Genomic DNA, 21,157 nt, shown 5'->3' on the forward strand with positions numbered 1-21,157 from the left:
TCCCTCAATTGTAATGGATGCGCTTCTCGATGAAGCGGAACTGGATGATGGTGAGGACGAAGACGACCAGCATCAGAATGACGGACTGGGCAGAAGAACCGCCGATGTCATTGCCGCGGAAACCGTCGAGAAACACCTTGTAGACCAGCGTGATCGGGTTATTGGCCGCCTTGTCCTTCACCATTACGTCGATGACGCCGAACGTATCGAACAGGGAATAGGTGATGTTGATGATCAGCAGGAAGAAGGCGGTGGGCGCCAGAAGCGGCATGATGACCGTCCAGAACCGGCGAAAGCCAGAGCGGCAATCAATGGCGGCGGCCTCACGTACAGCGACGGACACGCCTTGCAGGCCAGACAGGAAGAAGATGAAATTATAGGGGATCTGCTTCCACACGGCGACGACGACCATGGCAAAGGCCGTGTCGAAGTAATTGAGGCCAACCTTCATGTCCCAGCCGAAAAACGCCGCCATCTTGACGAAGGGGCCGATATGCTGGTCGAAAAACATCATGCCGATGAGGCCCGCGACTGGCGGCGCGATGGCATAAACGGAGATCAGCAATGTCTTGTAGGTCGAACTGCCGCGAATGACCGCATCCGCCTTGACGGCCAGTAAAAGGCCGAGCGCCAGTGAAAAGAAGGTCACCAGAACAGTGAAAACGACCGTGAACTTGGCAATGTTGAGATATTCCGGATTGAATATCGCGTCCGAATAATTGGCGAAGCCCACGAATGAAGCCCCGAACCCGAAAGGGTCTTCGAGATAAAACGAGGACTGAATGGCCTGAGCGGACGGCCAGTAGAAAAAGATGAAAATCACCGCGAGCTGCGGCGCCAGAAACAGATAGGGTACGAAGGACGAGGAGAACTGTACGCGCTTCATGCCGGCTTCAGCGGGCTTGGCGGGTTTTCCAGCCTTTGCGGACCAGCCGGATAAAAACCGGCGCGGTTGAGACGATGTATAGGCCACGCTTGCGCCTCCTTATCCAGAAGCGAGCCTCCCTTCCGTCGGAAAGGAGGCTCGACAACGATCATTGGTTTCGAAAAGATCGATCAGCCGGCCGTCTTGGCGAAACGGGCCAGAAGGTCGTTGCCTTCCTTCTCGATGATGTCGAAGGCGTCCTTCGGCGTGACTTCGCCGGAGAAGATGCGGTTATATTCGCGTTCCATGACGGCGCGGATCTGCGGGTAGAAGCCGAGGCGATAACCCTTGGACCATTCGCCGCCCGGCAGCGACAGCTGCTGGATGCCGACTTCGGCGACCGGCTTTTCCTTGTAGAAGCCTTCAGCCTTGGCCTTCTCGTAAGCCGCCTTGGTGATGGCGACGTAACCGGTTGCCTTGTGGTAGAAGACCTGGATTTCCGGCGAGGTCAGGAACTGGAAGAAGTCAGCCACGCACTTGTTTTCGGCTTCGGACTTGCCGGACATTGCGAAGAGGGCAGCGCCGCCGATGAAGGAGTTGGTGCCAGCGCCCTTGATGGAGCCCCAGTAGGGGAGGAAGGTTGCCGAGAACGGCATGGTTGCCGTCTTCTGCAGGCCACCGAACGAACCGGAAGAACCGATCCAGAAAGCAACCTTGCCTTCTTCAAACGGCTTCTGGTTGTCGTTCCAGCCGGCGCCGTAATAGGCGAACAGGCCCTTGTCCTTCCAGTCCTTCAGCTTGTCGAACATCATGACGAGGTTCGGGTCGGTAAGCTTCAGCTTGGTGTCGGTGACGCTGTCGTAGCCGTTATTGTTGGTGGCGAACTGGATGTTGTTGCGGGAGAAGAAGTTCTCCGTGAACTGCCAGGTCAGCTGCGACTGGACGAGCGGGATGTAACCGGCTTCTTTCAGCTTCGGCGCAACCTGCTCGAACTCTTCCCAGGTCTTCGGTGCTTCGACGCCGGCCTTTTTCAGGGCTTCGTCGTTGACATACATGATCGGAGCGGAGGAGTTGAACGGCATGCCGACGAACTTGCCGTCAGCTGCAGCGTAGAAATAACGCACGCCGTTGATAAAGGCTTCGCGGTCGAACTTGTAACCGGCCTTGTTGATGAGGTCTTCCGCAGGAATGACCGCGCCCTTGGCGTTGATGATGGTGGCAGCGCCGGCATCGAAAACCTGGAGGATGTTCGGCTGTTCGCCGGAACGGAAGGCAGCGATGCCGCTGGCCAGGGCTTCTTCGTAAGAACCCTTGGAAACCGGCGTCAGAGCGCATTCCTTCTGGGCTTCGTTGAACTTCTGGGAAACTTCGTTGATGACTTCGCCGTTACGGCCGCCCATACCGTGCCACCAGGTGATGTTGGTCGCAGCCATGGAAGACGTTGCCGAAATGCTGACCGCCACTGCGGCCATGGAAATCTTCTTCAACATTACTAAATCCTCTCCACCATTTATTGGGATGAGGATGCGAATAGAGGGGTTCCATGACGCCTCTTTAACAGTTTCATGTCAGATTTGTTACGGCGCCTGTTAATGAACTCCGTTCTTTCAAAAATGGATGTCTCAGGCGTCCTTGCGCTTTATCGGACGGGCCGGATTTCCCACCACCGTCGCGCCTGGCGGCACATCCCGCGTCACCACCGAACCAGCACCGACAATCGCCCCATCACCAATGGTTACGCCGGCCAACAGGATTGCGCCGCCGCCGATCCAGACATCACGGCCGATTGTCACCGGCTTTGCGATTTCAACGCCTTGCGCGCGCGGAACCGGGTCCAGATGGTGTTCAGCACAATAGATCTGCACGGCGGGGCCGAGCATTGCCCCATCGCCGATCACCACCCTGGCGGAATCGAGAATGACGCAGCTGGTGTTAAGATAGACATTCCTGCCCAGCGTGATGTTGAAGCCATAAGCGCAATGAAACGGGGCTTCGATAAATGCGCCTTCCGCGACAGAGGCGAAGAGGGCGTGCAGCAGAGGCGCCATGGCTCCCCGCTCATCCGGCAGCACGGTGTTGTGCTGGTGAACGGCCCGGCGGGCGCGCCAGCGCAGCCCATCCAGCTCGGCATCCATGCAGCTGTACCATTCGCCCGCGGCCATTTTTTCCCGCTCGGTGGACATTGCCTTCCCTCCCCTCAGAACGCGTCGATGAAATGCTGCGGCAGGCGTCGCGGCAGGATGGCGACGATATCGAAGCGCAGCGAAAACCGCCCAGCATCCCCGCGACGGGAGAGCCAGAGATCGGCGGCGGCCCGGATGCGCTGCTGCGAATTGAAGCCGACCGCATCGACAGCCCCCAGCCCGGAAGATCGCGCCTTGACCTCGATGATGGCAACGACATCCCGCTTGCGGGCGATGAGGTCGATTTCCCCCAGCCGGGTACGATAACGAATGGCGAGGATGCGATATCCCTTCACCAGCAGATAGAGTGCGGCCCAATATTCCGCCGTGTGGCCGCGCCGCTCGGCCTTGCGTCTTCTGTTCCTTTGCGCGTCAGCCGCCATCCCTGTCCTTCATATCCAGCAGCCGTTGATAAAGCTCCTTGCGTGGCAGGCCGGTCAGTTTCGATGCCTCGCCCGCGGCCTTGGCGGCAGGCATGGTCGCGACCAGATCCTTAAGGAGCTTTTCGACATCCTCGATATCGGGAATTTCGTCATAGGAGGGCGGCTCGATCAGAAGTACGATCTCGCCCTTCACCACACGATCCTCGTCATAATAATCGGCAAGCTCACTCAGCGTGCCGCGCCGGAATTCCTCGAAAGTCTTGGTCAGTTCGCGACACACCACGGCGCGCCGGTCGCGGCCAAGCACTTCCGACGCCACCTTGACGGTGGTGCCGATGCGGCGCGGCGATTCAAAAAAGATCAAGGTAGCGGGGATTTTCGCAAGTTCGGCAAACCGATCGCGCTTGCCGCGATCCTTCACCGGCAGGAAACCCGCAAACAGAAAGGCATCGCTCGGCATGCCCGATCCGACAAGGGCGGCGAGCGGCGCAGATGCGCCCGGCACCGGCACGACGCGATGGCCCGCTTCCAGTGCCAGCTGACCAAGACGATAACCGGGATCGGAAACGAGCGGCGTTCCGGCATCCGATACCAGTGCCACGGATTTTCCGGCTTCCAGGGCGGCGATGAGCTTCGGCCCCGCTTCGTTCGCATTGTGCTCGTGGTAGGCGAGCGGACGTGTGCGAATGCCGTAGCGTTCAAGCAGGATACGGGTGACGCGGGTATCCTCGCAGGCGAGAACATCGGCAGAGGCCAGCGTCTCCAGCGCGCGGATGGTAATATCGCCGAGATTGCCGATGGGGGTGGCCACGAGATAAAGCGCCGGCTCCAGCGGTCGTGCCGGAATGGTGGCCGTCCCGATCCTGAATTCCCTTGTTGCCTGTCTGGCATCGCTGTTCGATAGTTCTTCCGTCACACGGCTTCCAATCATTCTGGCCGATTATTGCCGGCCGGTCGCTCCGGTTTTCCCTCCTTTATGGGCAATAGAAAACCGGCGAACAAGGTCCATGGACGGCTCCATCCTGTGGATCATGCTGTATAGCAGCAAAATGAGCCGAGGCAGACGCACTCGGCTCTTGCATTTTCTGCAATAACTCTGCCATTTTGCCCGTCCACATTATCCGGCTTTTTTGCCGGTCAAGACTCTTCTTGCCGATCCGGCGGTGGCCGGTTCGCAACGGTTGAAAGCGGTAGCGTCCATGCGTATTACTCTTGAGCGGTCGAACCTTCTTAAATCGCTGAACCATGTGCACAGGGTTGTCGAGCGTCGTAACACGATCCCGATCCTGTCCAACGTCCTGCTTCGCGCATCCGGCGCCAATCTGGACATGAAGGCGACCGACCTCGACCTCGAAATCACCGAAGCAACACCGGCCATGGTGGAACAGGCGGGCGCCACCACCGTGCCGGCGCACCTGCTTTATGAAATCGTGCGCAAGCTGCCTGACGGTTCCGAGGTGCTTCTGGCCACCAACCCTGATGGCTCCACCATGACGGTTGCCTCCGGCCGTTCGAAATTTTCGCTGCAATGCCTGCCGGAAACCGATTTCCCTGACCTGACAGCCGGTACCTTCAGCCACACTTTCAAGCTCAAGGCGACCGATCTGAAGATGCTGATCGACCGCACGCAATTTGCGATTTCGACCGAAGAGACGCGTTATTACCTGAACGGCATCTTCTTCCACACCATCGAAAGCGGCGGCGACCTGAAGCTGCGCGCTGTCGCGACGGACGGTCACCGTCTGGCGCGCGCCGATGTGGATGCTCCTTCCGGTTCCGAAGGCATGCCGGGCATCATCATTCCGCGCAAGACCGTCGGCGAGTTGCAGAAGCTGATGGACAATCCGGAACTGGAAGTCACCGCCGAAGTCTCGGACGCCAAAATCCGCCTGACCATCGGCTCGGTGGTTTTGACCTCGAAGCTTATCGACGGCACCTTCCCGGATTATCAGCGCGTCATCCCGACCGGCAACGACAAGGAAATGCGCGTCGATTGCCAGACCTTCGCGCGGGCTGTGGACCGTGTCTCGACGATTTCGTCCGAGCGCGGCCGCGCCGTGAAGCTGGCGCTAACTGACGGCCAGTTGACGCTGACCGTCAACAATCCCGACTCGGGAAGTGCTACCGAAGAAGTAGCCGTTGGTTACGACAATGATTCGATGGAAATCGGCTTCAATGCCAAATATCTCCTCGACATCACGTCGCAGCTTTCGGGCGAGGATGCGATTTTTCTGCTGGCAGATGCCGGATCACCGACGCTCGTTCGCGACACCGCCGGCGATGATGCACTCTATGTTCTGATGCCGATGCGCGTTTAAACGGCTGTTTTTTTGCCAATTCAATCAAAAACGCCGGTGGATCGCTTCACCGGCGTTTTTGATTGGCTGCTGCTCGTTTCAAGCGATAAGCGAATTTTTCCAGTTACGACATTTTGCCTTGTTTTTGCGCCAAATGAGATCAACAGTGCGTAACCGTTTTTTTGACAATGACCAAAAATGTATCCGAGGGGAATTATGGCACTTAACCTGAAGCAACGCCTTGAGCAGAAATTTGAGGAAGAAATCCGCTTTTTCAAGGGCATGGTCAGCCAGCCGAAAAAAGTCGGCGCCATTGTCCCGACATCGTCGATCACGGCGAAAAAAATGGCGAGTGTCATCAATCCCCATTCCGGCCTGCCGGTTCTCGAACTCGGCCCGGGCACGGGTGTCATCACCAAGGCCATTCTGGCGCGCGGCATCAAGCCGGAAAGCCTGACGGCCATCGAATATTCGACCGATTTCTACAATCAGCTGCTCCGGAGCTACCCCGGCGTCAATTTCGTCAATGGCGATGCTTTCGATCTCGATGCGACGCTCGGTGAACACAAGGACCAGATGTTCGACAGCGTCATTTCTGCCGTGCCGATGCTGAATTTCCCAATGGCCGCCCGTATCAAGCTTCTTGACGAATTGCTGAAGCGCGTGCCGCATGGCCGCCCCGTGGTGCAGATATCCTACGGTCCGATTTCCCCGATCGTCGCGCAGCCGCATCTTTACCACATCCGCCATTTCGATTTCATCGTGCGCAATATTCCGCCGGCACAATTGTGGACCTATACGCGGGCCTGACCATTCGGCAGAATGGCTAAGACCGTCATTTCCCGGTCGTGACGGATGGTTAGGGTGTTGGTTTGCCCCTTCCATTGCCTTTGAGGATCGGTTTCATGCACGCGCTTTACATCACCCATCCCCAGGTCAAGATCGACCCGATGGTTCCCGTTCCCGATTGGGGGCTTTCGGACAGGGGTGCCGAGCGGGCGCGGGAGGCAAGCCACCTCCCCTGGGCACGGTCATTGCGTCGCATCGTTTCCAGCGCCGAAACCAAGGCGATCGAAACCGCCCGTATCCTCGCCGAAACCTCCGGTGCGACGATAGAGATTATCGAAGCAATGCATGAAAACGACCGGTCCGCCACCGGCTTCCTGCCGCCGCCGGAATTCGAAAAGGCGGCGGACTGGTTCTTCGCCCATCCTGACGAGAGCTTTCACGGTTGGGAAAGGGCGATCGACGCGCAGGCACGGATCGTCAGCGCCGTCAAAGCTGTTCTCGACAGGCACGAACCACAGCAGCCCATCGCCTTTGTCGGCCATGGCGGCGTGGGCACGCTGTTAAAATGCCATATTGAAGGCCGCGGCATCAGCCGCGCTAAGGACCAGCCACCGGGCGGCGGCAATCTTTTCCGCTTTTCCATCGCCGAGTTTTCACTTGCAGCCGCGTCCCCCACATGCGACTGGACGGCAATGGAAACATGGCAGGGATAAGACAATGACCGCGCGCGAAAAACTCATCGTCGGGCTGGATGTTCCGACTGTGCAGCAGGCCGAAGACATCGTGTCGAAGATCGGCGACGAGGTTCTGTTCTACAAAATCGGTTATCAGCTGATATTCGCAGGCGGTCTCGAATTTGCGCGTGACCTTGTTCAGAGCGGCAAGAAGGTCTTTCTCGACATGAAGCTGCTCGATATCGACAATACCGTTGCCTCCGGTGTCGAAAACATCGCCCGCATGGGCATGTCGATGCTGACCCTGCACGCCTATCCGAAAGCCATGCGCGCCGCGGTCAAGGCGGCCGAAGGCTCTGGCCTCTGCCTGCTCGGCGTCACCGTGCTGACCTCGATGGACGACAGCGATCTGGCGGAAGCCGGTTACGCCTCGGATGCCCGTTCGCTGGTGCTGCGCCGGGCGCAACAGGCACGCGAGGCTGGTATGGGCGGCATCGTCTGTTCGGCCGAGGAATCGACCGCAGTGCGCGAAATTCTCGGCCCTGATCTTGCCGTCGTCACCCCCGGCATTCGCCCGGCCGGTGCGGATCTCGGCGATCAGAAGCGGGTGATGACGCCTTACGACGCCATCAAGGCCGGCTCCAGCCATCTGGTCGTCGCCCGTCCAATCGTCAGGGCGGAAGACCCGAAGGCGGCAGCCCGCGCCATTCTTGATGACATGCTGCGCGCCAGCTTTCCGGCCAATCAGTAACGACAGGAGGAGATGAAATGGCAAAGGGATATTGGATCGCCCGCGTCGATGTGCGCGACAATCAGCGTTACAAGGACTATGTCACGACAGCGAAGCCCGCCTTCGAGCGGTTCGGCGCCAATTTTCTGGCCCGTGGCGGCGCATTGACCGAACTGGAAGGCAAAGCACGCGGACGTAACGTCGTCATCGAGTTCCCCTCCGTACAACATGCCATCGACTGTTATAATTCGCCGGAATATCAGGCCGCGGCCAAAATCCGTCAGGAAGTCGCTGATGCGGAGATGCTGATCGTCGAAGGAATTTGACGCTCGTCAACCGCATTTCCAAAGCCTGCCCCTGCTGCGTGATAACATCTCTTCACCTACGCGCGGCTTTGGGCTAAGAGACTGAAAAACGCTTTATCGACAGCTTCTGAGGAGCCTCCCATGACCTTGGCCAACCTTCCACCCCTCGTCACCGTTTTCGGCGGTTCGGGTTTTGTCGGGCGGCATGTCGTGAGAATGCTCGCCCGGCGCGGTTATCGCATCCGCGTTGCCGTGCGTCGCCCGGATCTTGCCGGTTTCCTGCAGCCGCTCGGCAATGTCGGCCAGATCTCCTTTGCCCAGGCAAACCTGCGTTATCGCGACTCCATCATCAAAGCCGTCGAAGATGCAGACCATGTGGTCAACTGCGTCGGCATCCTGACCGAAAGCGGCCGCAACACCTTTGACGCCGTGCAGGAATTCGGCGCCAAAGCGATTGCCGAAGCCGCCCGCGACGCCGGCGCGACGCTGACGCATATCTCCGCCATCGGAGCGGAAGCAAATTCGCAGACCGGCTATGGCCGCACCAAGGGCCGCGCCGAAGCCGCCATTCATTCCGTTCTGCCCGGCGCGGTGATCCTGCGTCCGTCGATCATTTTCGGACCGGAAGACGATTTCTTCAACAAATTCGCCAAGATGGCCCGCAGCATGCCTTTCCTGCCGCTGATCGGCGGTGGAAAAACCAAATTCCAGCCTGTTTATGTCGAGGATGTCGCCGAAGCCGTCGCCCGCAGCGTCGATGGCAAGCTGAAGCCCGGCGCAATCTATGAACTCGGCGGTCAGGACGTGATGACGTTCCGCGACTGTCTTGAGGCAGTTCTTGCAGCAACTTATCGTCAGCGTCCTTTCATCAATCTGCCTTTTGGCGTCGCCTCGATGATCGGCAAGATCGCTTCACTGGTCCCGCTCATCACGCCGCCGTTGACCGCCGATCAGGTGACCATGCTGAAAAAGGACAATGTCGTTTCCAGCGAGGCGGAAAAGAACGGTCTGACACTGGAAGGCATCGGCATCAATCCCGTTCGTGTCGCTTCGGTTCTGCCCTCCTACATGGTGCAGTACCGCACACATGGTCAGTTCTCCAACGCCGGAAAAGCCGCCTGAAACACACTTCAGGCATCGCCATTCTGAACGGAAGCGGGAGCCATTCCCGCTTTTTGTTTTTGCGCGATTGAATTGCAACCAAACCGCTACTGGCGCATTTCTCCCTCAACTGAAGGGGAGGTGCAACATCAACAGGGACGGCGTTGCAAAGCCGGGTAAAAGTTAACGGCCGTCTGGCCGCGACACGTAAGCGTGGCACAAGCGCAACTGTGGAAAAGACTTCGCATTAACCCGGTATTCAGCAAGCTCCTTTATTGATATTGGCCACATTCCAAACATATCCCGGACCCTCAATTCACACACGGCGGCATGATCCGCACGAACGAACGTCTGAAAGGCAATCATAAAATGGGCAGATCTATCGCACTCTTTTTTGCGTGTGCGGCTTTGGTGGTTCTGGCGGGTTCTTTCATGGCGCCGGGAACGGTTGCGGCGGGCAAGAGCGGTTGCGCTCCCGCTTACGGCGTCGATCCCTGCGCGACGGCTTCGATCAGCGCCAACTGATCAGCCTGTAAAAAGCTTCAAAGAAAGAGCGCCTCCGGTTTTCCGGGGCGCTTTTTCGTTTTCAGGCCGGCCATTCAAGACGGCCGGCATTCACTGGCTTAACCAAAAACCAGAAGTGCGATCAGCCCCAGCGAACCGATGACGATGCGCCACCAGGCGAAAGGCGCAAAACCACGCCGCGAGACGAAGTCCAGCAGCGAGCGCACGACAAACAGGCCGGAAACGAACGCCGCGATGAAACCCACGGCAATCAGCGCGCCGTCATCAAAGCTCAGCGCATCGCGGTTCTTGTAGAGATCGAGGGTGAAAGCGCCGAGCATGGTCGGCATCGCCAGGAAGAACGAAAATTCGGCGGCAGAGCGCTTGTCCGTACCCATCAGCAGCGAGCCGACAATGGTAGCACCCGAGCGCGAGGTGCCGGGGATCATCGCAAGGCACTGGAACAGGCCGATCTTGAAGGCGAGCGACGGCGGATAATCCATGATGTCGGTATATTTCGGTTTTAACGGCATGCGGTCGACGGCAAGCAATATGACGCCGCCGATAATAAGGACGACACAAATCAGCATCGGTGTTTCGAACAGCACCGTCTTGATGAAGTCATGCGCCAGCGCACCGATCACCGCCGCCGGCAGGAAGGCAAGCGCGACGGCCAGCACGAAGCGGCGCGCCTTGGCGCTGGTCGGCAAAGCGAGTGCGATCGACACAAGTTTTTGAAAATAAACAAGAAGGATAGCGAGAATAGCGCCGAGCTGGATAAGGACGGCAAAGGTGTTGCCGGGTGATTTGAAGCCGAGGAAATGCCCGGCCAGCAGCACATGCGCCGTTGAGGAAACGGGAATAAACTCCGTCAGACCCTCGATAATGCCCAGCAGAAGCGCGCTGATGATCGATTGGTCACCCATGAGGTATCCTTTTTTTCAGGGGAAAGCGGCAATGGAAAGCAATTGCGTTAAACTTGTTTTAAAGTAGCCAAGCTCTTATAGCGTCTTGATGAAGCGAAACTGAAAAAGTTTTCCGGCAAATGCCGATCATGACAACCAATCGTAAAAATTGAGTACCGATGCCAACTCTCTATCATTCTCCGATGTCGACCGCATCCCGGTTCGTTCGTCTGATCCTCGCAGAATACGGGTTCCAGACCGATCTCGTGGAAGAGCAGCCGTGGGAAAGACGACGGGAGTTTCTGGCGCTCAATCCGGCCGGCACCCTGCCGGTCTATCTGGATGATAATATGCGCTCGCTAAGCGGGCCTTATGTGCTTGCCGAGTTTCTTGACGAAACGCATGGGGTTTTGAAGCGCGACAGGCGACTTCTGGCAGAAGACCCGTTTCAGCGGGCGGAAATCCGCCGCCTGACCGAGTGGTTTCTGCAGAAGATGGAAAATGACGTAACCCGGCCGCTGGTGCGGGAGCGGGTTTATAAATTGCAGATGACAACCGCGCAGGGTGGCGGGCCGCCGGATTCCAAGCTGTTGCGCACTGCCCGCAACAATATCCGCCAGCACATCAAATATCTGGAGTGGCTGGCCGGTTCGCGCACATGGCTTGCCGGCGACCGGTTGAGCTATGCAGACCTTGCCGCCGCAGCCGGTGTTTCGGTGCTGGACTATCTTGGTGAAATCAACTGGCTCGAGGCGCCGATTGCCAAGGAATGGTATCAGCGGCTGAAATCAAGGCCTTCCTTCCGACCGTTTCTGAGCGAACGCATTCCGCGCCTTGCGCCCTCCTCCCACTACGCCGATCTGGATTTCTAAAGTACGGTCTTCTGGTTATTTGCTGCGGCATGCGGCTGTATTTAAAGCATGTCATTGTCCCGAAACCGCTGCACACTTTCGGGCGACTTGCACTATATATGCCGCAGAATAACCCTCGGGAGACATGGCCATCGACGTCGCCAGCGACAAAAAGCAGATACGTGCCCGAAAGCTGACGGATTTCGTTCGTCAGGAAGCGCTTTCGCTCGGCTTTGATCTGTGTCGCATTACCGCACCGGACAGCATTCCGCTGGCACCGGAACGGCTGAGGCTGTTTCTCGACAAGGGTTACCACGGCACCATGGCGTGGATGGAGGAAACGGAGGCTCGCCGGGCTCAACCGAAAACGCTGTGGGGCGACGTGCGCTCCATCGTCATGTTCGGCCTCAATTATGGCCCGGAGGAAGACCCGCGCGGTATTCTTTCCAAACCGGACAAGGCAGCCATTTCGGTCTATGCGCGCAATCGCGATTATCACGACATTATCAAGGGGCGGTTGAAAGAGATTGCCACCCGCTTTGCCGCACGTGCAGGCGAGGACGTGAAGGTCTTTGTCGATACCGCGCCGGTCATGGAAAAGCCGCTTGCCGCCGCCGCCGGGCTTGGCTGGCAGGGCAAACACACCAATCTGGTCAGCCGCACCCACGGTTCCTGGCTGTTTCTCGGCAGCATGTTCACCACCGCCGAGCTCTGTCTTGATGAGGCGGAGAAGGACCATTGCGGTTCCTGCCGCGCCTGTCTCGATGCCTGTCCGACGGCCGCTTTTCCGGCCCCCTATCAGCTCGATGCACGCCGCTGCATCTCCTATCTCACCATTGAACACAAGGGGCCGATCCCGCACGAATTCCGGCCGTTGATTGGCAACCGCATCTATGGCTGCGACGATTGCCTTGCCGCCTGTCCGTGGAACAAGTTTGCGGCGAGCGCCTCCGAGATGAAATTGCAGGCGCGCGAGGATCTGAAGGAACCGTCCATTTCTTTCCTGCTGACGCTCGACGATGCCGCCTTCCGCAGCTTTTTCAGCGGCTCTCCGGTCAAACGCATCGGCCGCAACCGGTTTATCCGCAACGTGCTGATCGCAGCAGGAAACTCCGCCGACCGGCAATTCGTGGAACGATGCAAGGCACTTGCCGAAAGCGACCCCTCGCCGGAGGTGCGCGGTATGGCCGCATGGGCTTTGTCGCAGCTTATGGACAGGGAAGAATTCCGTACATACTCTGCCAGCCGCGCCCCGGAGACTGATCCGGAGGCGGAAATGGAATGGCAATTGGCAGAGGCGTGACGCATGCATGTGATGATTTTCGGCGCGGGATATTCGGGAAAAACCATCGCAAACGCGCTGAAATCCGCGGTTGGTACTATTTCCGGTACGACGCGCAGTGAGAATAAGTTCCCGAACCTCGAAGCCGCAGGCATGACACCGTTCCTTTTTGACGGTGTTCGTTTCAATGACGATCTCATCGCGGCGATGGGCAATATCACACATCTCGTCCAGTCCATCGCGCCCGGCGGGCAAGGCGATCCGCTACTGGGGTTGCTGGGCAGCGATCTGAAACGGTTCCTGCCGAAGCTGGAGTGGGTGGCTTATCTTTCCACCGTCGGCGTTTATGGCGATCATGATGGCGCCTGGGTGGATGAGGAAAGCCCCTGCCGCCCGGTTTCCGCCCGTTCTGTGGAGCGCGTCGCCGCGGAAGCAGCCTGGACGGCAGCTGCCGAAAAAGCAAATGTGCCGCTTGTCACCCTTCGTCTGTCCGGAATTTATGGCCCCGGACGCAATGCCTTCATGAATTTCGAAAAGGGAACGGCGCGAAGGCTGGTCAAGAAAGATCAGGTGTTCAATCGCATCCGGGTCGAGGATATCGGTGCGGCACTTGCCTTTCTGGCGAGCAGGAACGAGCGCGGTATCTTCAATGTCACCGATGACGATCCCTGCCCGCCGCAGGATGTCGTGAGCTTCGCCGCGACGTTGATGGGGGTGGAGCCGCCGCCCGAACAGGCGTTTGAAACCGCCGATCTGACCCCTATGGCGCGCTCGTTCTACGGCGAGAACAAGCGTGTTTCCAACGCCAAAATACGCAGCCTCGGCTTTAATTTCGACTTTCCGGAGTACAAGATCTCGCTGACGCAGTTGTGGGAAAATGGTCTCTGGCGAGGCTGAAGACGAGGCCGTTAAAAGCGATGAAAAATCCTTCCAAACCCACTTTTGAGGATGGTTTTCGTCGCATTTTGGTCAATTAGGACTTTATTAACCAAACAAAATTCACTAAAATCATAGCAATTAGAAAAATATTTCACTCACATTTCGTGAAGTGGATTCACGAAGCCGTGACTTGCAACAGCATTTCGATTGCGCATTGATTCTGCGTTATTTTTTCCATTTTTATATCCGTCTATCACACGGACACCTTTCCGGCTAACGATCACGAATGTTACAGACTGTAACACTTCGTGATTTGAGCTTAGCTTTTTTTCGCCATTTTTCCCTCGCCCTACAATCTCGCATCAAAAGGCGTTCAGGCCAGTTCATGGTCGTTTAGCAAGGGCACAATCAATCGGCGCGGGGCCGATTTTCAGGGAAGCACAGTTTGTTGAATATCCGTCGTATAACTTTCACCGCTGCAACTATAGCCGCCTGTTCCATCATCGCGCCTCTTCAGGCGAATGCGGCAAATGGTTGTGGAGGCGCATCGTGGTATGCGTTGACCTCCAAGACTGCTTCGGGTGAGCGTATGAACGCCGCCAACCTGACCGCCGCTCACCGCTCGCTGCGGTTTGGCACCAAGGTCAAGGTTACCAACGCGCGCAACGGCAAAGCCGTGGTGGTGCGCATCAATGACCGCGGTCCGTTCATCAAGGGTCGCGTTCTCGATCTTTCCAAGGCTGCCGCCAAAAACATCGGCATGATCAGTTCCGGCACTGCCAAGGTCTGCTACGAGATCGTCAAGGCCGATTGAGCCTTGCCCTCGCCGCCATTCGCGTCTACCAACCGGGCTTATCAGCAAAAGAGGTAGACAATGCGTTTGGGCGGGCGTTTGGCCGGAGCAATCGAAGTATTGGCGGATATTGAAGGGCGCAAACGTCCTGTCGCCGATGCATTGAAGGACTGGGGGCTTGCCCATCGTTTTGCAGGCTCCGGCGACCGGGCCGCGATCGGCAACATCGTCTATGACGCGTTGCGCATGAAACGGTCGCACGCCTGGCTGATGGATGATGACAGCGCCGCCTCGCTTGGCTATGCCGTGCTGCTGCGCCAATGGGGCAAAAGCTTCTCGGAACTGGCGGCGGAATTCGATGGCGACAAGTTCGCCCCCGCCGCACCAGACGAACAAAGGCAGCAGGCCTTTCTCTCCCGCTCTCTCGGTGACGCGCCGACCCATATTCAGGGCGATGTTCCCGAATGGGTGCAATCTTCCTTCGAAACGGCATTTGGCGAAAGCTGGCTCACTGAAGCGCAGGCGCTGAATGAGCGGCCGACCCTTGACCTGCGCGCCAACACGCTGAAGGCAACCCGCGAAAAAGTTTTGAAGGCACTTGAGGAAAGCGGCGCGGAAGCCACGCGTATCGCCCGTCAGGGTGTTCGCATCCCTGCCGGTGAAGGCCCCTCCCGTCTGCCGAATGTGACCGCCGAACTCTCCTTTCAGAAGGGCTGGTTCGAGGTGCAGGACGAAGGCTCACAAATCGTTGCCGATCTCGCCGGCGCGCATGAGGGCGAACAAATCCTCGATTATTGCGCCGGTGGCGGCGGCAAGACGCTCGCCATGGCCGCCAGCATGAACAACAAAGGCCAGGTTCACGCCTTCGATGCCGACCGCAAGCGGCTTGCGCCGATCATCGAGCGGCTGAAGCGGGCCGGCACCCGCAACGTGCAGGTCCATGATCGTACCGCCGGGCTTGTGCCCTTCCAGGGAAAATTCGATCGCGTTCTGGTGGATGCGCCCTGCACCGGCACCGGCACATGGCGCCGCCGTCCCGACACCAAATGGCGGCTGACGGCACGCAATCTGGAAGAACGCGTGCAGCAGCAGGGTGAAGCGCTGTCGCAGGCCAAGGGTTTTGTGCGCCCGGGTGGCGAGTTGCTTTATGTCACCTGCTCCGTTCTGCCTGAAGAAAACGAACAGCAGGTCCGGCGTTTCTGCGAGGAAAATCCCGAATTTGTCATCGGTTCTGCTCTGGAGCGCTGGCAGACGACTTTCGGTGCAAATGCGAACAAACCGCATTCCTCCGACGGAAAGACAGTGACGTTGACGCCTGCAACCACAGATACGGACGGTTTCTTCTTCTGCTTGATGAAACGCAAAGCATAAAAGCCGATTTGCACGCGCTGATTTTACTTGGGAAATGCCACGCGATCTTGTTTTAAAGCATTCTAAACTAGAATGTTTGACACAAGTTTGTGATTGGGTCAGAACTCGCTGGCCGCAGCGTGAAGTCTTTTCACGCCTGCCCAAGGAGAGGGATCATGATCCGCAAAACCATTCTCAGCGCCTCTTTCGCGCTTCTTGCCGCATCGGCGGCTTTCACCGCGCTTCCTGCACAGGCCGCCACTGACGCGGCTGCCGTCGTCAAGCACTACGCCGATGTCGCGCATGCGAAATACGAGGATTCGCTGACCACGGCGAAGGCGCTGGACAAGGCGATCGATGCGTTGATTGCAACGCCGAGCGAAGAGACGCTGAAGGCCGCCCGCGAAGCCTGGATCAAGGCGCATGTTCCCTACCAGCAGTCGGAAGTCTACCGTTTCGGCAACCCGATCGTTGACGATTGGGAAGGCAAGGTGAATGCCTGGCCGCTGGATGAAGGCCTGATCGATTATGTTGACGGTTCCTACGGCACGGAAAGCGACGAGAACGAACTTTACGTCGCCAACCTCATCGCCAATCCGAAGATCAAGATCAGTGGTGAAGAGGTCGATGCCTCCAAGATCACCCCTGAACTGATCGAGAGCCTGCACGAGGCGGGTGATGTCGAAGCCAATGTGACCACCGGTTACCACGCCATCGAATTCCTGCTCTGGGGCCAGGATCTGAACGGCACCGGACCGGGCGCGGGCAACCGTCCCTATACCGACTACGACAAGGCAAAATGCACCAACGGCAATTGCGACCGTCGCGCCGATTACCTGAAATCCGCCTCCACCCTGCTGATCAAGGATCTCCAGGAGATGGTGGACACCTGGGCGCCGGAAGGCGAAGCCACGAAGACGGTGGAAGCCGATCCGAAAGCCGGCCTCACCGCCATTCTCACCGGCATGGGTTCGCTTTCTTATGGCGAGCTGGCCGGCGAGCGCATGAAACTCGGCCTTCTGCTGCATGATCCGGAAGAGGAGCATGATTGCTTCTCCGACAACACCTATAATTCGCATCTGAACGACGCCATCGGCATCGCTTCGGCCTATACCGGTGAATATACCCGCGTGGACGGCACGAAGATGACCGGCGCCTCGCTGGCGGAACTGGTCGGTGCCAAGGACAAGGCGCTGAACGACGAAATGACGGCGAAGCTGAACAAGACGCTCGACGCCATGCATGCGATGGAAAAGCGCGCCCAGACCGTTGAAGCCTATGACCAGATGATCGGCGAAGGCAACAAGGAAGGCAATGCCGTGGTTCAGGCGGCCATCGACGGTCTCATCGACCAGACGAAGACCGTTGAACGCGTCATCGCCGCACTCGATCTCGGCAAGATCGATCTCGAGGGCTCTGACAGCCTCGATAACCCGAACGCCGTCTTCAAATAAGCGGCAAGACGGGCCGCAATGCACTGCGGCCCGTTTCTCCCATGCGCTCCTGATTTCCATGGAATTGTCACTGCTGCCGATCCGCAAGCCGTTTTTCTTCGCCGGGGCAGCCTGTCTTCTGGCATCGGCAACGCTTGCCGCGCCGTTGCGTGATGATCTGACGGAGAAAGACCGCAGCCGTGTTGAGGCCGTGACCGCGCCGACGACGGATTTTACGAAACCGGAGCCCTTCGAGGCCATGTCCGGTGGCGCGACAACCAGCGCCAACAAACCCGACAGCGGCGCATTTTCGCATCCTTCCGCCACCATGCCCTTCGAGCGGAAGCAGGATTTCAAGCTCGGCAATGCGCTGTTCCAGAAGCTCTGGGTCTCCTCTCCCTCCTCCACCCAGGCATCGGACGGGCTGGGGCCGCTTTATAATGCCCGATCCTGCCAGACCTGCCATGTGAAGGACGGCAGGGGCCGCCCACCTCTCGCCGGGGAAGACGCCGTATCGCTGTTTCTGCGGCTGGCGCGACCGGCCCGAAACGAAGCGGAACGGGCCGCGATTGCGCGCCACGAGGTGCTGAGTTTTCCCGACGAGACCTATGGTCACCAGCTTCAAAACCTCGCCATTCCCGGCCTTGCCGCCGAGGGCAGGCCGGTCATCAACTACATTGAAACGCCGGTTCGGCTTGCGGATGGCGAAATGGTGATGCTGCGCAAGCCCACCTATGCCGTAGCGGACCTCAACTACGGCCCGCTCGGCACCGACACGACACTTTCGGCGCGTATCGCCATGCCCACACTCGGGCTTGGCCTGATCGAGGCGATCAGCGAGGCCGATATTCTGGCCAAAGCCGACCCTGATGACAAAAATGGCGATGGTATTGCCGGGCGCCCGGCATGGGTCAGGGATCATCGCACCGGCAAAGTGAAACTCGGACGGTTCGGCTGGAAAGCCCAGAATGCAAGCGTGCGCGATCAGAGCGCCAGCGCCTTCTCCCAAGATATCGGCATCTCCACACCAGATGCGCCGAACGCCTATGGCGATTGCACCGATGCCCAGAAGGACTGTCTGGCCATGCCGACCGGCGTGCAGCCGCGGCTGGGGCCGGTGGAAGCTCCTGACCCTGTTCTCGATCTCGTGACCTTCTACACCGAAAACCTCGCCGTGCCGCAGCGGCGCAATGCCGGTGACCCGACCGTTCTGCAGGGCAAGCAGCTGTTTTACACCTCCGGCTGCACGGCCTGCCACACGCCGAAATTCGTGACCCGCCGCGATGCCAGCGACCCGATGCATTCTTTCCAGTTGATCTGGCCCTATTCGGATTTCCTCTTGCATGACATGGGAGAGGAGCTTGCCGATGGCCAGCAGGTGGGTGAGGCGAATGGGCGGCAGTGGCGCACCCAGCCGCTCTGGGGCATCGGCCTGACGCAGAGCATCAATGGCAACGGTTTTTACCTGCATGACGGGCGCGCGCGCAGCCTGACGGAAGCGATATTGTGGCACGGTGGTGAAGGGCAAAAAGCGCGCGATGCCTTTGCCGTCTTGCAAAAATCCGACCGGCAGGCTTTGCTGGCTTTTCTGGAGTCCCTTTGATGAAAAATGCCATGCGAAAAATATCCGGCCTTGTTTCCGTGCTGCTGCTTTTGACCAATCAACCGGTGATGGCACAGGATGTGGAACTGATGCCGCCGCCGCCGCTCGACCCCGCACAGGTGCGCAGCGTTATGGAAAAGGCGGTAAACGGCTTCATTCGCCCCGGCTACGATCACTTCCGGCAATCCGCAGACAGGCTGGAAGGCAGCATGAAGGCCTTCTGCGCCGCGCCCTCCAAGACAACGGATGAGGCGGCCAAAGCAGCCTTTGCCGATACCGTGGCGAACTGGTCGACCATCGAGATCGTGCGGGTCGGTCCTGTCATCGAGCAGAACCGTTTCGAAAGGGTGCTTTATTACCCCGACAAAAAGGGCCTCGGACTGAAACAGGTGCAGCGTTACCTCTCCGAAAAGGATGAAAGCGTCACCAGCGCCGAGGGCCTGAAGGGCAAGAGCGTCGCGGCACAGGGGCTTGGCGCGCTGGAATTCGTGCTTTACGGCACTGGCGCGGAAGAACTGCTCGACAAAAAGGGCGATTTCCGCTGCCGCTTCGGCGCAGCCATCGCCGGCAATATCGCCAATGTGGCGGCCGAGCTTTCCGACAGCTGGAACGCCCCTGACGGCGCGCAGAAAAACTGGACCAAGCCGGGGCCGGACAATCCCGTCTTTCGAGACGAGCGCGAGGCCCTGGTTGCCCTGCTCGGCATTCTCGTGCATGGCTCAGAGGCGATCCGCGACCAACGGATCGAAACCTTCTACAAGGGGCCGGACAAGGCGCGTTTTCCCCGCACCGCCATTTACTGGCGCTCCGGCCTGACGTGGAAAAGCATTTCGGCAAACATCAAGGCCGTTCAGACCCTGCTGCACACCGCCGATATGGTCGAACTCGTGCCACCCGACCAGCGCTCCATCGTCAATTCCATCGACTTCATCGCCAAATCGATGATCCGCATTTCCGGAACGATCGATACGAATGTCGAAAAGGCACTGGACAAGGATGATCAGCGCGCCAAGGTGGATTATCTGCTCCTCAACGGCAAAGACCTGATCTATCGCCTCAATGACCAATATGGCGGCGCCATCGGCCTCAGCTCCGGCTTTTCCTTCGCCGACGGGGACTGAACCGATGATATCAGGCGCCAAGCGGATGCTGATAGATCGGCGCAGCTTCATCAAAGCGGCGGGTATTCCCTTCCTTGCTGCGTTGGCTCCCCGTTCACTTCATGCGCTGGAACGGGCAGACGCGGTCTTTGCCTCCGCCTTCCGCGCCCGTGACGGCTCCTACGGCATTGCGACGGTGAGCGAACGCGGCGAGATCATCGACCGCGTTGCGCTTCCCGCCCGCGCCCATGGAATGGCGACGAGCCACGCGACCGGCATGACGGTGGCCTTTGCGCGCCGACCCGGCACCTTCTTCATGGCTTTCGATCCCGCGCGGCACCGCGAGCCGATCGTGATGCACACGCCGGAGAACCGCCATTTTTATGGCCACGGGCAATTTTCACCCGACGGGGCGATCTGCTATGCCAGCGAAAACGACTTTGACGGCAATCGCGGTGTTATCGGATTGTACGACGCCAAAAACGGATTTACCCGCATCGGTGAATATGACGCGCATGGCGTCGGTACGCATGACATGACGGTGAGCGATGACGGGCGGCTGATCGTGATCGCCAATGGCGGCATCGAAACCCATCCGGATTTCGGCCGCACCAAACTCAATATCGACAGCATGCAGCCGTCTCTCGTGCTTCTGGACGCCGCAACCGGGCAGTTGATCCAGAAACATACGATGCCGGACCGGCTGCGGCAGCTTTCCACCCGCCATGTCGATCTTGGCGATGACGGCCGCATCTGGTTCGCCTGCCAATATGAGGGGCCGCGCAACGATCTGCCGCCGCTGGTCGGCCATTTTGCCAGGGGCGAGGACTTGGCCTTCGTCGATCTGCCGGAGGAAACGACGGTGCGCCTTGCCAATTATGTTGGAGCCATCGCCGTCAATCGGCGCGAGGGACTGGTGGGCCTGACCTCGCCCAATGGCAATGCCGCCGTGACACTGGATACGAAAACCGGGCGGGTGGTTTCAGAGGTAAGCGTGCGCGAAGCAGCAGGCGTTGCCCCCGCCGCCAAGGGCATTGCGGTTTCTTCCTATGACGGATTTTTCGAAGCGCTGCGCAGCGACGTGGCATGGGACCAGCATATCGTGCGTATCTCCAGCTAAAATACTGAAA

General features: G+C 58.6%; 21 protein-coding genes and 2 pseudogenes. 16 read left to right on the forward strand and 7 right to left on the reverse strand.

Annotation, left to right across the window (positions count from 1 at the left end; translation table 11 throughout):
• Positions 1-4: 4 nt before the first annotated feature.
• The 6 genes and pseudogenes from M0412_RS11480 to rsmI form a co-directional block, all read right to left on the reverse strand.
• Positions 5-973 carry an ABC transporter permease subunit gene (locus tag M0412_RS11480; RefSeq protein ID WP_269700220.1) on the reverse strand — a complete coding sequence of 323 codons (969 nt, stop codon included), beginning with the start codon at positions 971-973 and terminating at the stop codon, positions 5-7.
• Between the two features lie 83 nt (positions 974-1,056).
• Complete coding sequence (locus tag M0412_RS11485) at positions 1,057-2,355, reverse strand: extracellular solute-binding protein (RefSeq protein WP_046799279.1); 1,299 nt, start codon at positions 2,353-2,355, stop codon at positions 1,057-1,059.
• 144 nt (positions 2,356-2,499) lie between these two features.
• Positions 2,500-2,664, reverse strand: a pseudogene (locus tag M0412_RS11490) (DapH/DapD/GlmU-related protein); the annotation flags it as partial.
• 225 nt (positions 2,665-2,889) lie between these two features.
• Positions 2,890-3,048 (reverse strand): annotated as a pseudogene (locus tag M0412_RS11495) (maltose acetyltransferase domain-containing protein); the annotation flags it as partial.
• Positions 3,049-3,062: 14 nt separating this feature from the next.
• Positions 3,063-3,431: a YraN family protein gene (locus M0412_RS11500; protein ID WP_269700222.1), complete on the reverse strand. Its 369-nt coding sequence runs from the start codon at positions 3,429-3,431 to the stop codon at positions 3,063-3,065.
• Complete coding sequence (gene rsmI, locus M0412_RS11505; RefSeq protein ID WP_137085833.1) at positions 3,421-4,362, reverse strand: 16S rRNA (cytidine(1402)-2'-O)-methyltransferase; 942 nt, start codon at positions 4,360-4,362, stop codon at positions 3,421-3,423. Before rsmI ends, M0412_RS11500 begins: the two co-directional genes overlap by 11 nt.
• 268 nt (positions 4,363-4,630) lie before the next feature.
• Here rsmI and dnaN point away from each other — a divergent pair, with 268 nt between their 5' ends.
• The 7 genes from dnaN to M0412_RS11540 all read left to right on the forward strand — a co-directional run bounded on the left by dnaN (position 4,631) and on the right by M0412_RS11540 (position 9,852).
• Positions 4,631-5,749: a DNA polymerase III subunit beta gene (dnaN, locus tag M0412_RS11510; protein ID WP_046799275.1), complete on the forward strand. Its 1,119-nt coding sequence runs from the start codon at positions 4,631-4,633 to the stop codon at positions 5,747-5,749.
• A 195-nt stretch (positions 5,750-5,944) separates the two neighbouring features.
• Positions 5,945-6,538 carry a phospholipid N-methyltransferase PmtA gene (gene pmtA / locus M0412_RS11515; RefSeq protein ID WP_137085831.1) on the forward strand — a complete coding sequence of 198 codons (594 nt, stop codon included), beginning with the start codon at positions 5,945-5,947 and terminating at the stop codon, positions 6,536-6,538.
• A gap of 95 nt (positions 6,539-6,633) precedes the next feature.
• Positions 6,634-7,230: a histidine phosphatase family protein gene (locus M0412_RS11520; RefSeq protein ID WP_142840887.1), complete on the forward strand. Its 597-nt coding sequence runs from the start codon at positions 6,634-6,636 to the stop codon at positions 7,228-7,230.
• Positions 7,231-7,234: 4 nt separating this feature from the next.
• Positions 7,235-7,942 carry an orotidine-5'-phosphate decarboxylase gene (gene pyrF / locus M0412_RS11525; protein ID WP_269700224.1) on the forward strand — a complete coding sequence of 236 codons (708 nt, stop codon included), beginning with the start codon at positions 7,235-7,237 and terminating at the stop codon, positions 7,940-7,942.
• Between the two features lie 17 nt (positions 7,943-7,959).
• Positions 7,960-8,247: a DUF1330 domain-containing protein gene (locus tag M0412_RS11530; protein WP_269700225.1), complete on the forward strand. Its 288-nt coding sequence runs from the start codon at positions 7,960-7,962 to the stop codon at positions 8,245-8,247.
• 120 nt (positions 8,248-8,367) lie between these two features.
• Positions 8,368-9,348, forward strand: coding sequence for a complex I NDUFA9 subunit family protein (locus M0412_RS11535; RefSeq protein ID WP_269700226.1), 981 nt, complete (start codon positions 8,368-8,370; stop codon positions 9,346-9,348).
• Positions 9,349-9,696: 348 nt separating this feature from the next.
• Positions 9,697-9,852: a hypothetical protein gene (locus tag M0412_RS11540; RefSeq protein WP_006310141.1), complete on the forward strand. Its 156-nt coding sequence runs from the start codon at positions 9,697-9,699 to the stop codon at positions 9,850-9,852.
• Positions 9,853-9,950: 98 nt separating this feature from the next.
• Here M0412_RS11540 and M0412_RS11545 read toward each other — a convergent pair whose 3' ends face one another.
• Positions 9,951-10,757 carry an undecaprenyl-diphosphate phosphatase gene (locus tag M0412_RS11545; protein WP_052820219.1) on the reverse strand — a complete coding sequence of 269 codons (807 nt, stop codon included), beginning with the start codon at positions 10,755-10,757 and terminating at the stop codon, positions 9,951-9,953.
• Between the two features lie 158 nt (positions 10,758-10,915).
• Here M0412_RS11545 and M0412_RS11550 point away from each other — a divergent pair, with 158 nt between their 5' ends.
• The 9 genes from M0412_RS11550 (at position 10,916) to M0412_RS11590 (ending at position 21,147) form a co-directional block, all read left to right on the forward strand.
• Positions 10,916-11,608: a glutathione S-transferase family protein gene (locus tag M0412_RS11550; protein WP_142840881.1), complete on the forward strand. Its 693-nt coding sequence runs from the start codon at positions 10,916-10,918 to the stop codon at positions 11,606-11,608.
• A 124-nt stretch (positions 11,609-11,732) separates the two neighbouring features.
• Positions 11,733-12,890 (forward strand): tRNA epoxyqueuosine(34) reductase QueG, encoded by a 1,158-nt coding sequence (queG, locus tag M0412_RS11555; protein WP_269700235.1) that lies wholly within the window; start codon positions 11,733-11,735, stop codon positions 12,888-12,890.
• 3 nt (positions 12,891-12,893) lie between these two features.
• On the forward strand, positions 12,894-13,766 hold the full coding sequence (locus M0412_RS11560; RefSeq protein ID WP_269700237.1) for an SDR family oxidoreductase: 873 nt from the start codon (positions 12,894-12,896) through the stop codon (positions 13,764-13,766).
• Positions 13,767-14,193: 427 nt separating this feature from the next.
• A complete protein-coding gene (locus M0412_RS11565) occupies positions 14,194-14,562 on the forward strand; it encodes a septal ring lytic transglycosylase RlpA family protein (protein WP_035219318.1) in 369 nt (122 codons plus the stop codon).
• Between the two features lie 60 nt (positions 14,563-14,622).
• A complete protein-coding gene (locus M0412_RS11570; RefSeq protein ID WP_269700241.1) occupies positions 14,623-15,912 on the forward strand; it encodes an RsmB/NOP family class I SAM-dependent RNA methyltransferase in 1,290 nt (429 codons plus the stop codon).
• A gap of 155 nt (positions 15,913-16,067) precedes the next feature.
• Positions 16,068-17,345 carry an imelysin family protein gene (locus M0412_RS11575; RefSeq protein ID WP_269700243.1) on the forward strand — a complete coding sequence of 426 codons (1,278 nt, stop codon included), beginning with the start codon at positions 16,068-16,070 and terminating at the stop codon, positions 17,343-17,345.
• Positions 17,346-17,403: 58 nt separating this feature from the next.
• Positions 17,404-18,927, forward strand: a complete 1,524-nt coding sequence (locus M0412_RS11580; protein ID WP_269700246.1) for a di-heme oxidoredictase family protein — start codon at positions 17,404-17,406, stop codon at positions 18,925-18,927.
• On the forward strand, positions 18,927-20,048 hold the full coding sequence (locus tag M0412_RS11585; protein WP_269700248.1) for an imelysin family protein: 1,122 nt from the start codon (positions 18,927-18,929) through the stop codon (positions 20,046-20,048). The genes M0412_RS11580 and M0412_RS11585 overlap by 1 nt, the downstream gene beginning before the upstream one ends.
• A gap of 4 nt (positions 20,049-20,052) precedes the next feature.
• Positions 20,053-21,147, forward strand: coding sequence for a DUF1513 domain-containing protein (locus M0412_RS11590; protein ID WP_269700250.1), 1,095 nt, complete (start codon positions 20,053-20,055; stop codon positions 21,145-21,147).
• The last annotated feature ends 10 nt before the right edge of the window (positions 21,148-21,157 follow it).

Source organism: Agrobacterium sp. O3.4 (assembly GCF_041414895.1).
GTDB lineage: Bacteria > Pseudomonadota > Alphaproteobacteria > Rhizobiales > Rhizobiaceae > Agrobacterium > Agrobacterium cucumeris.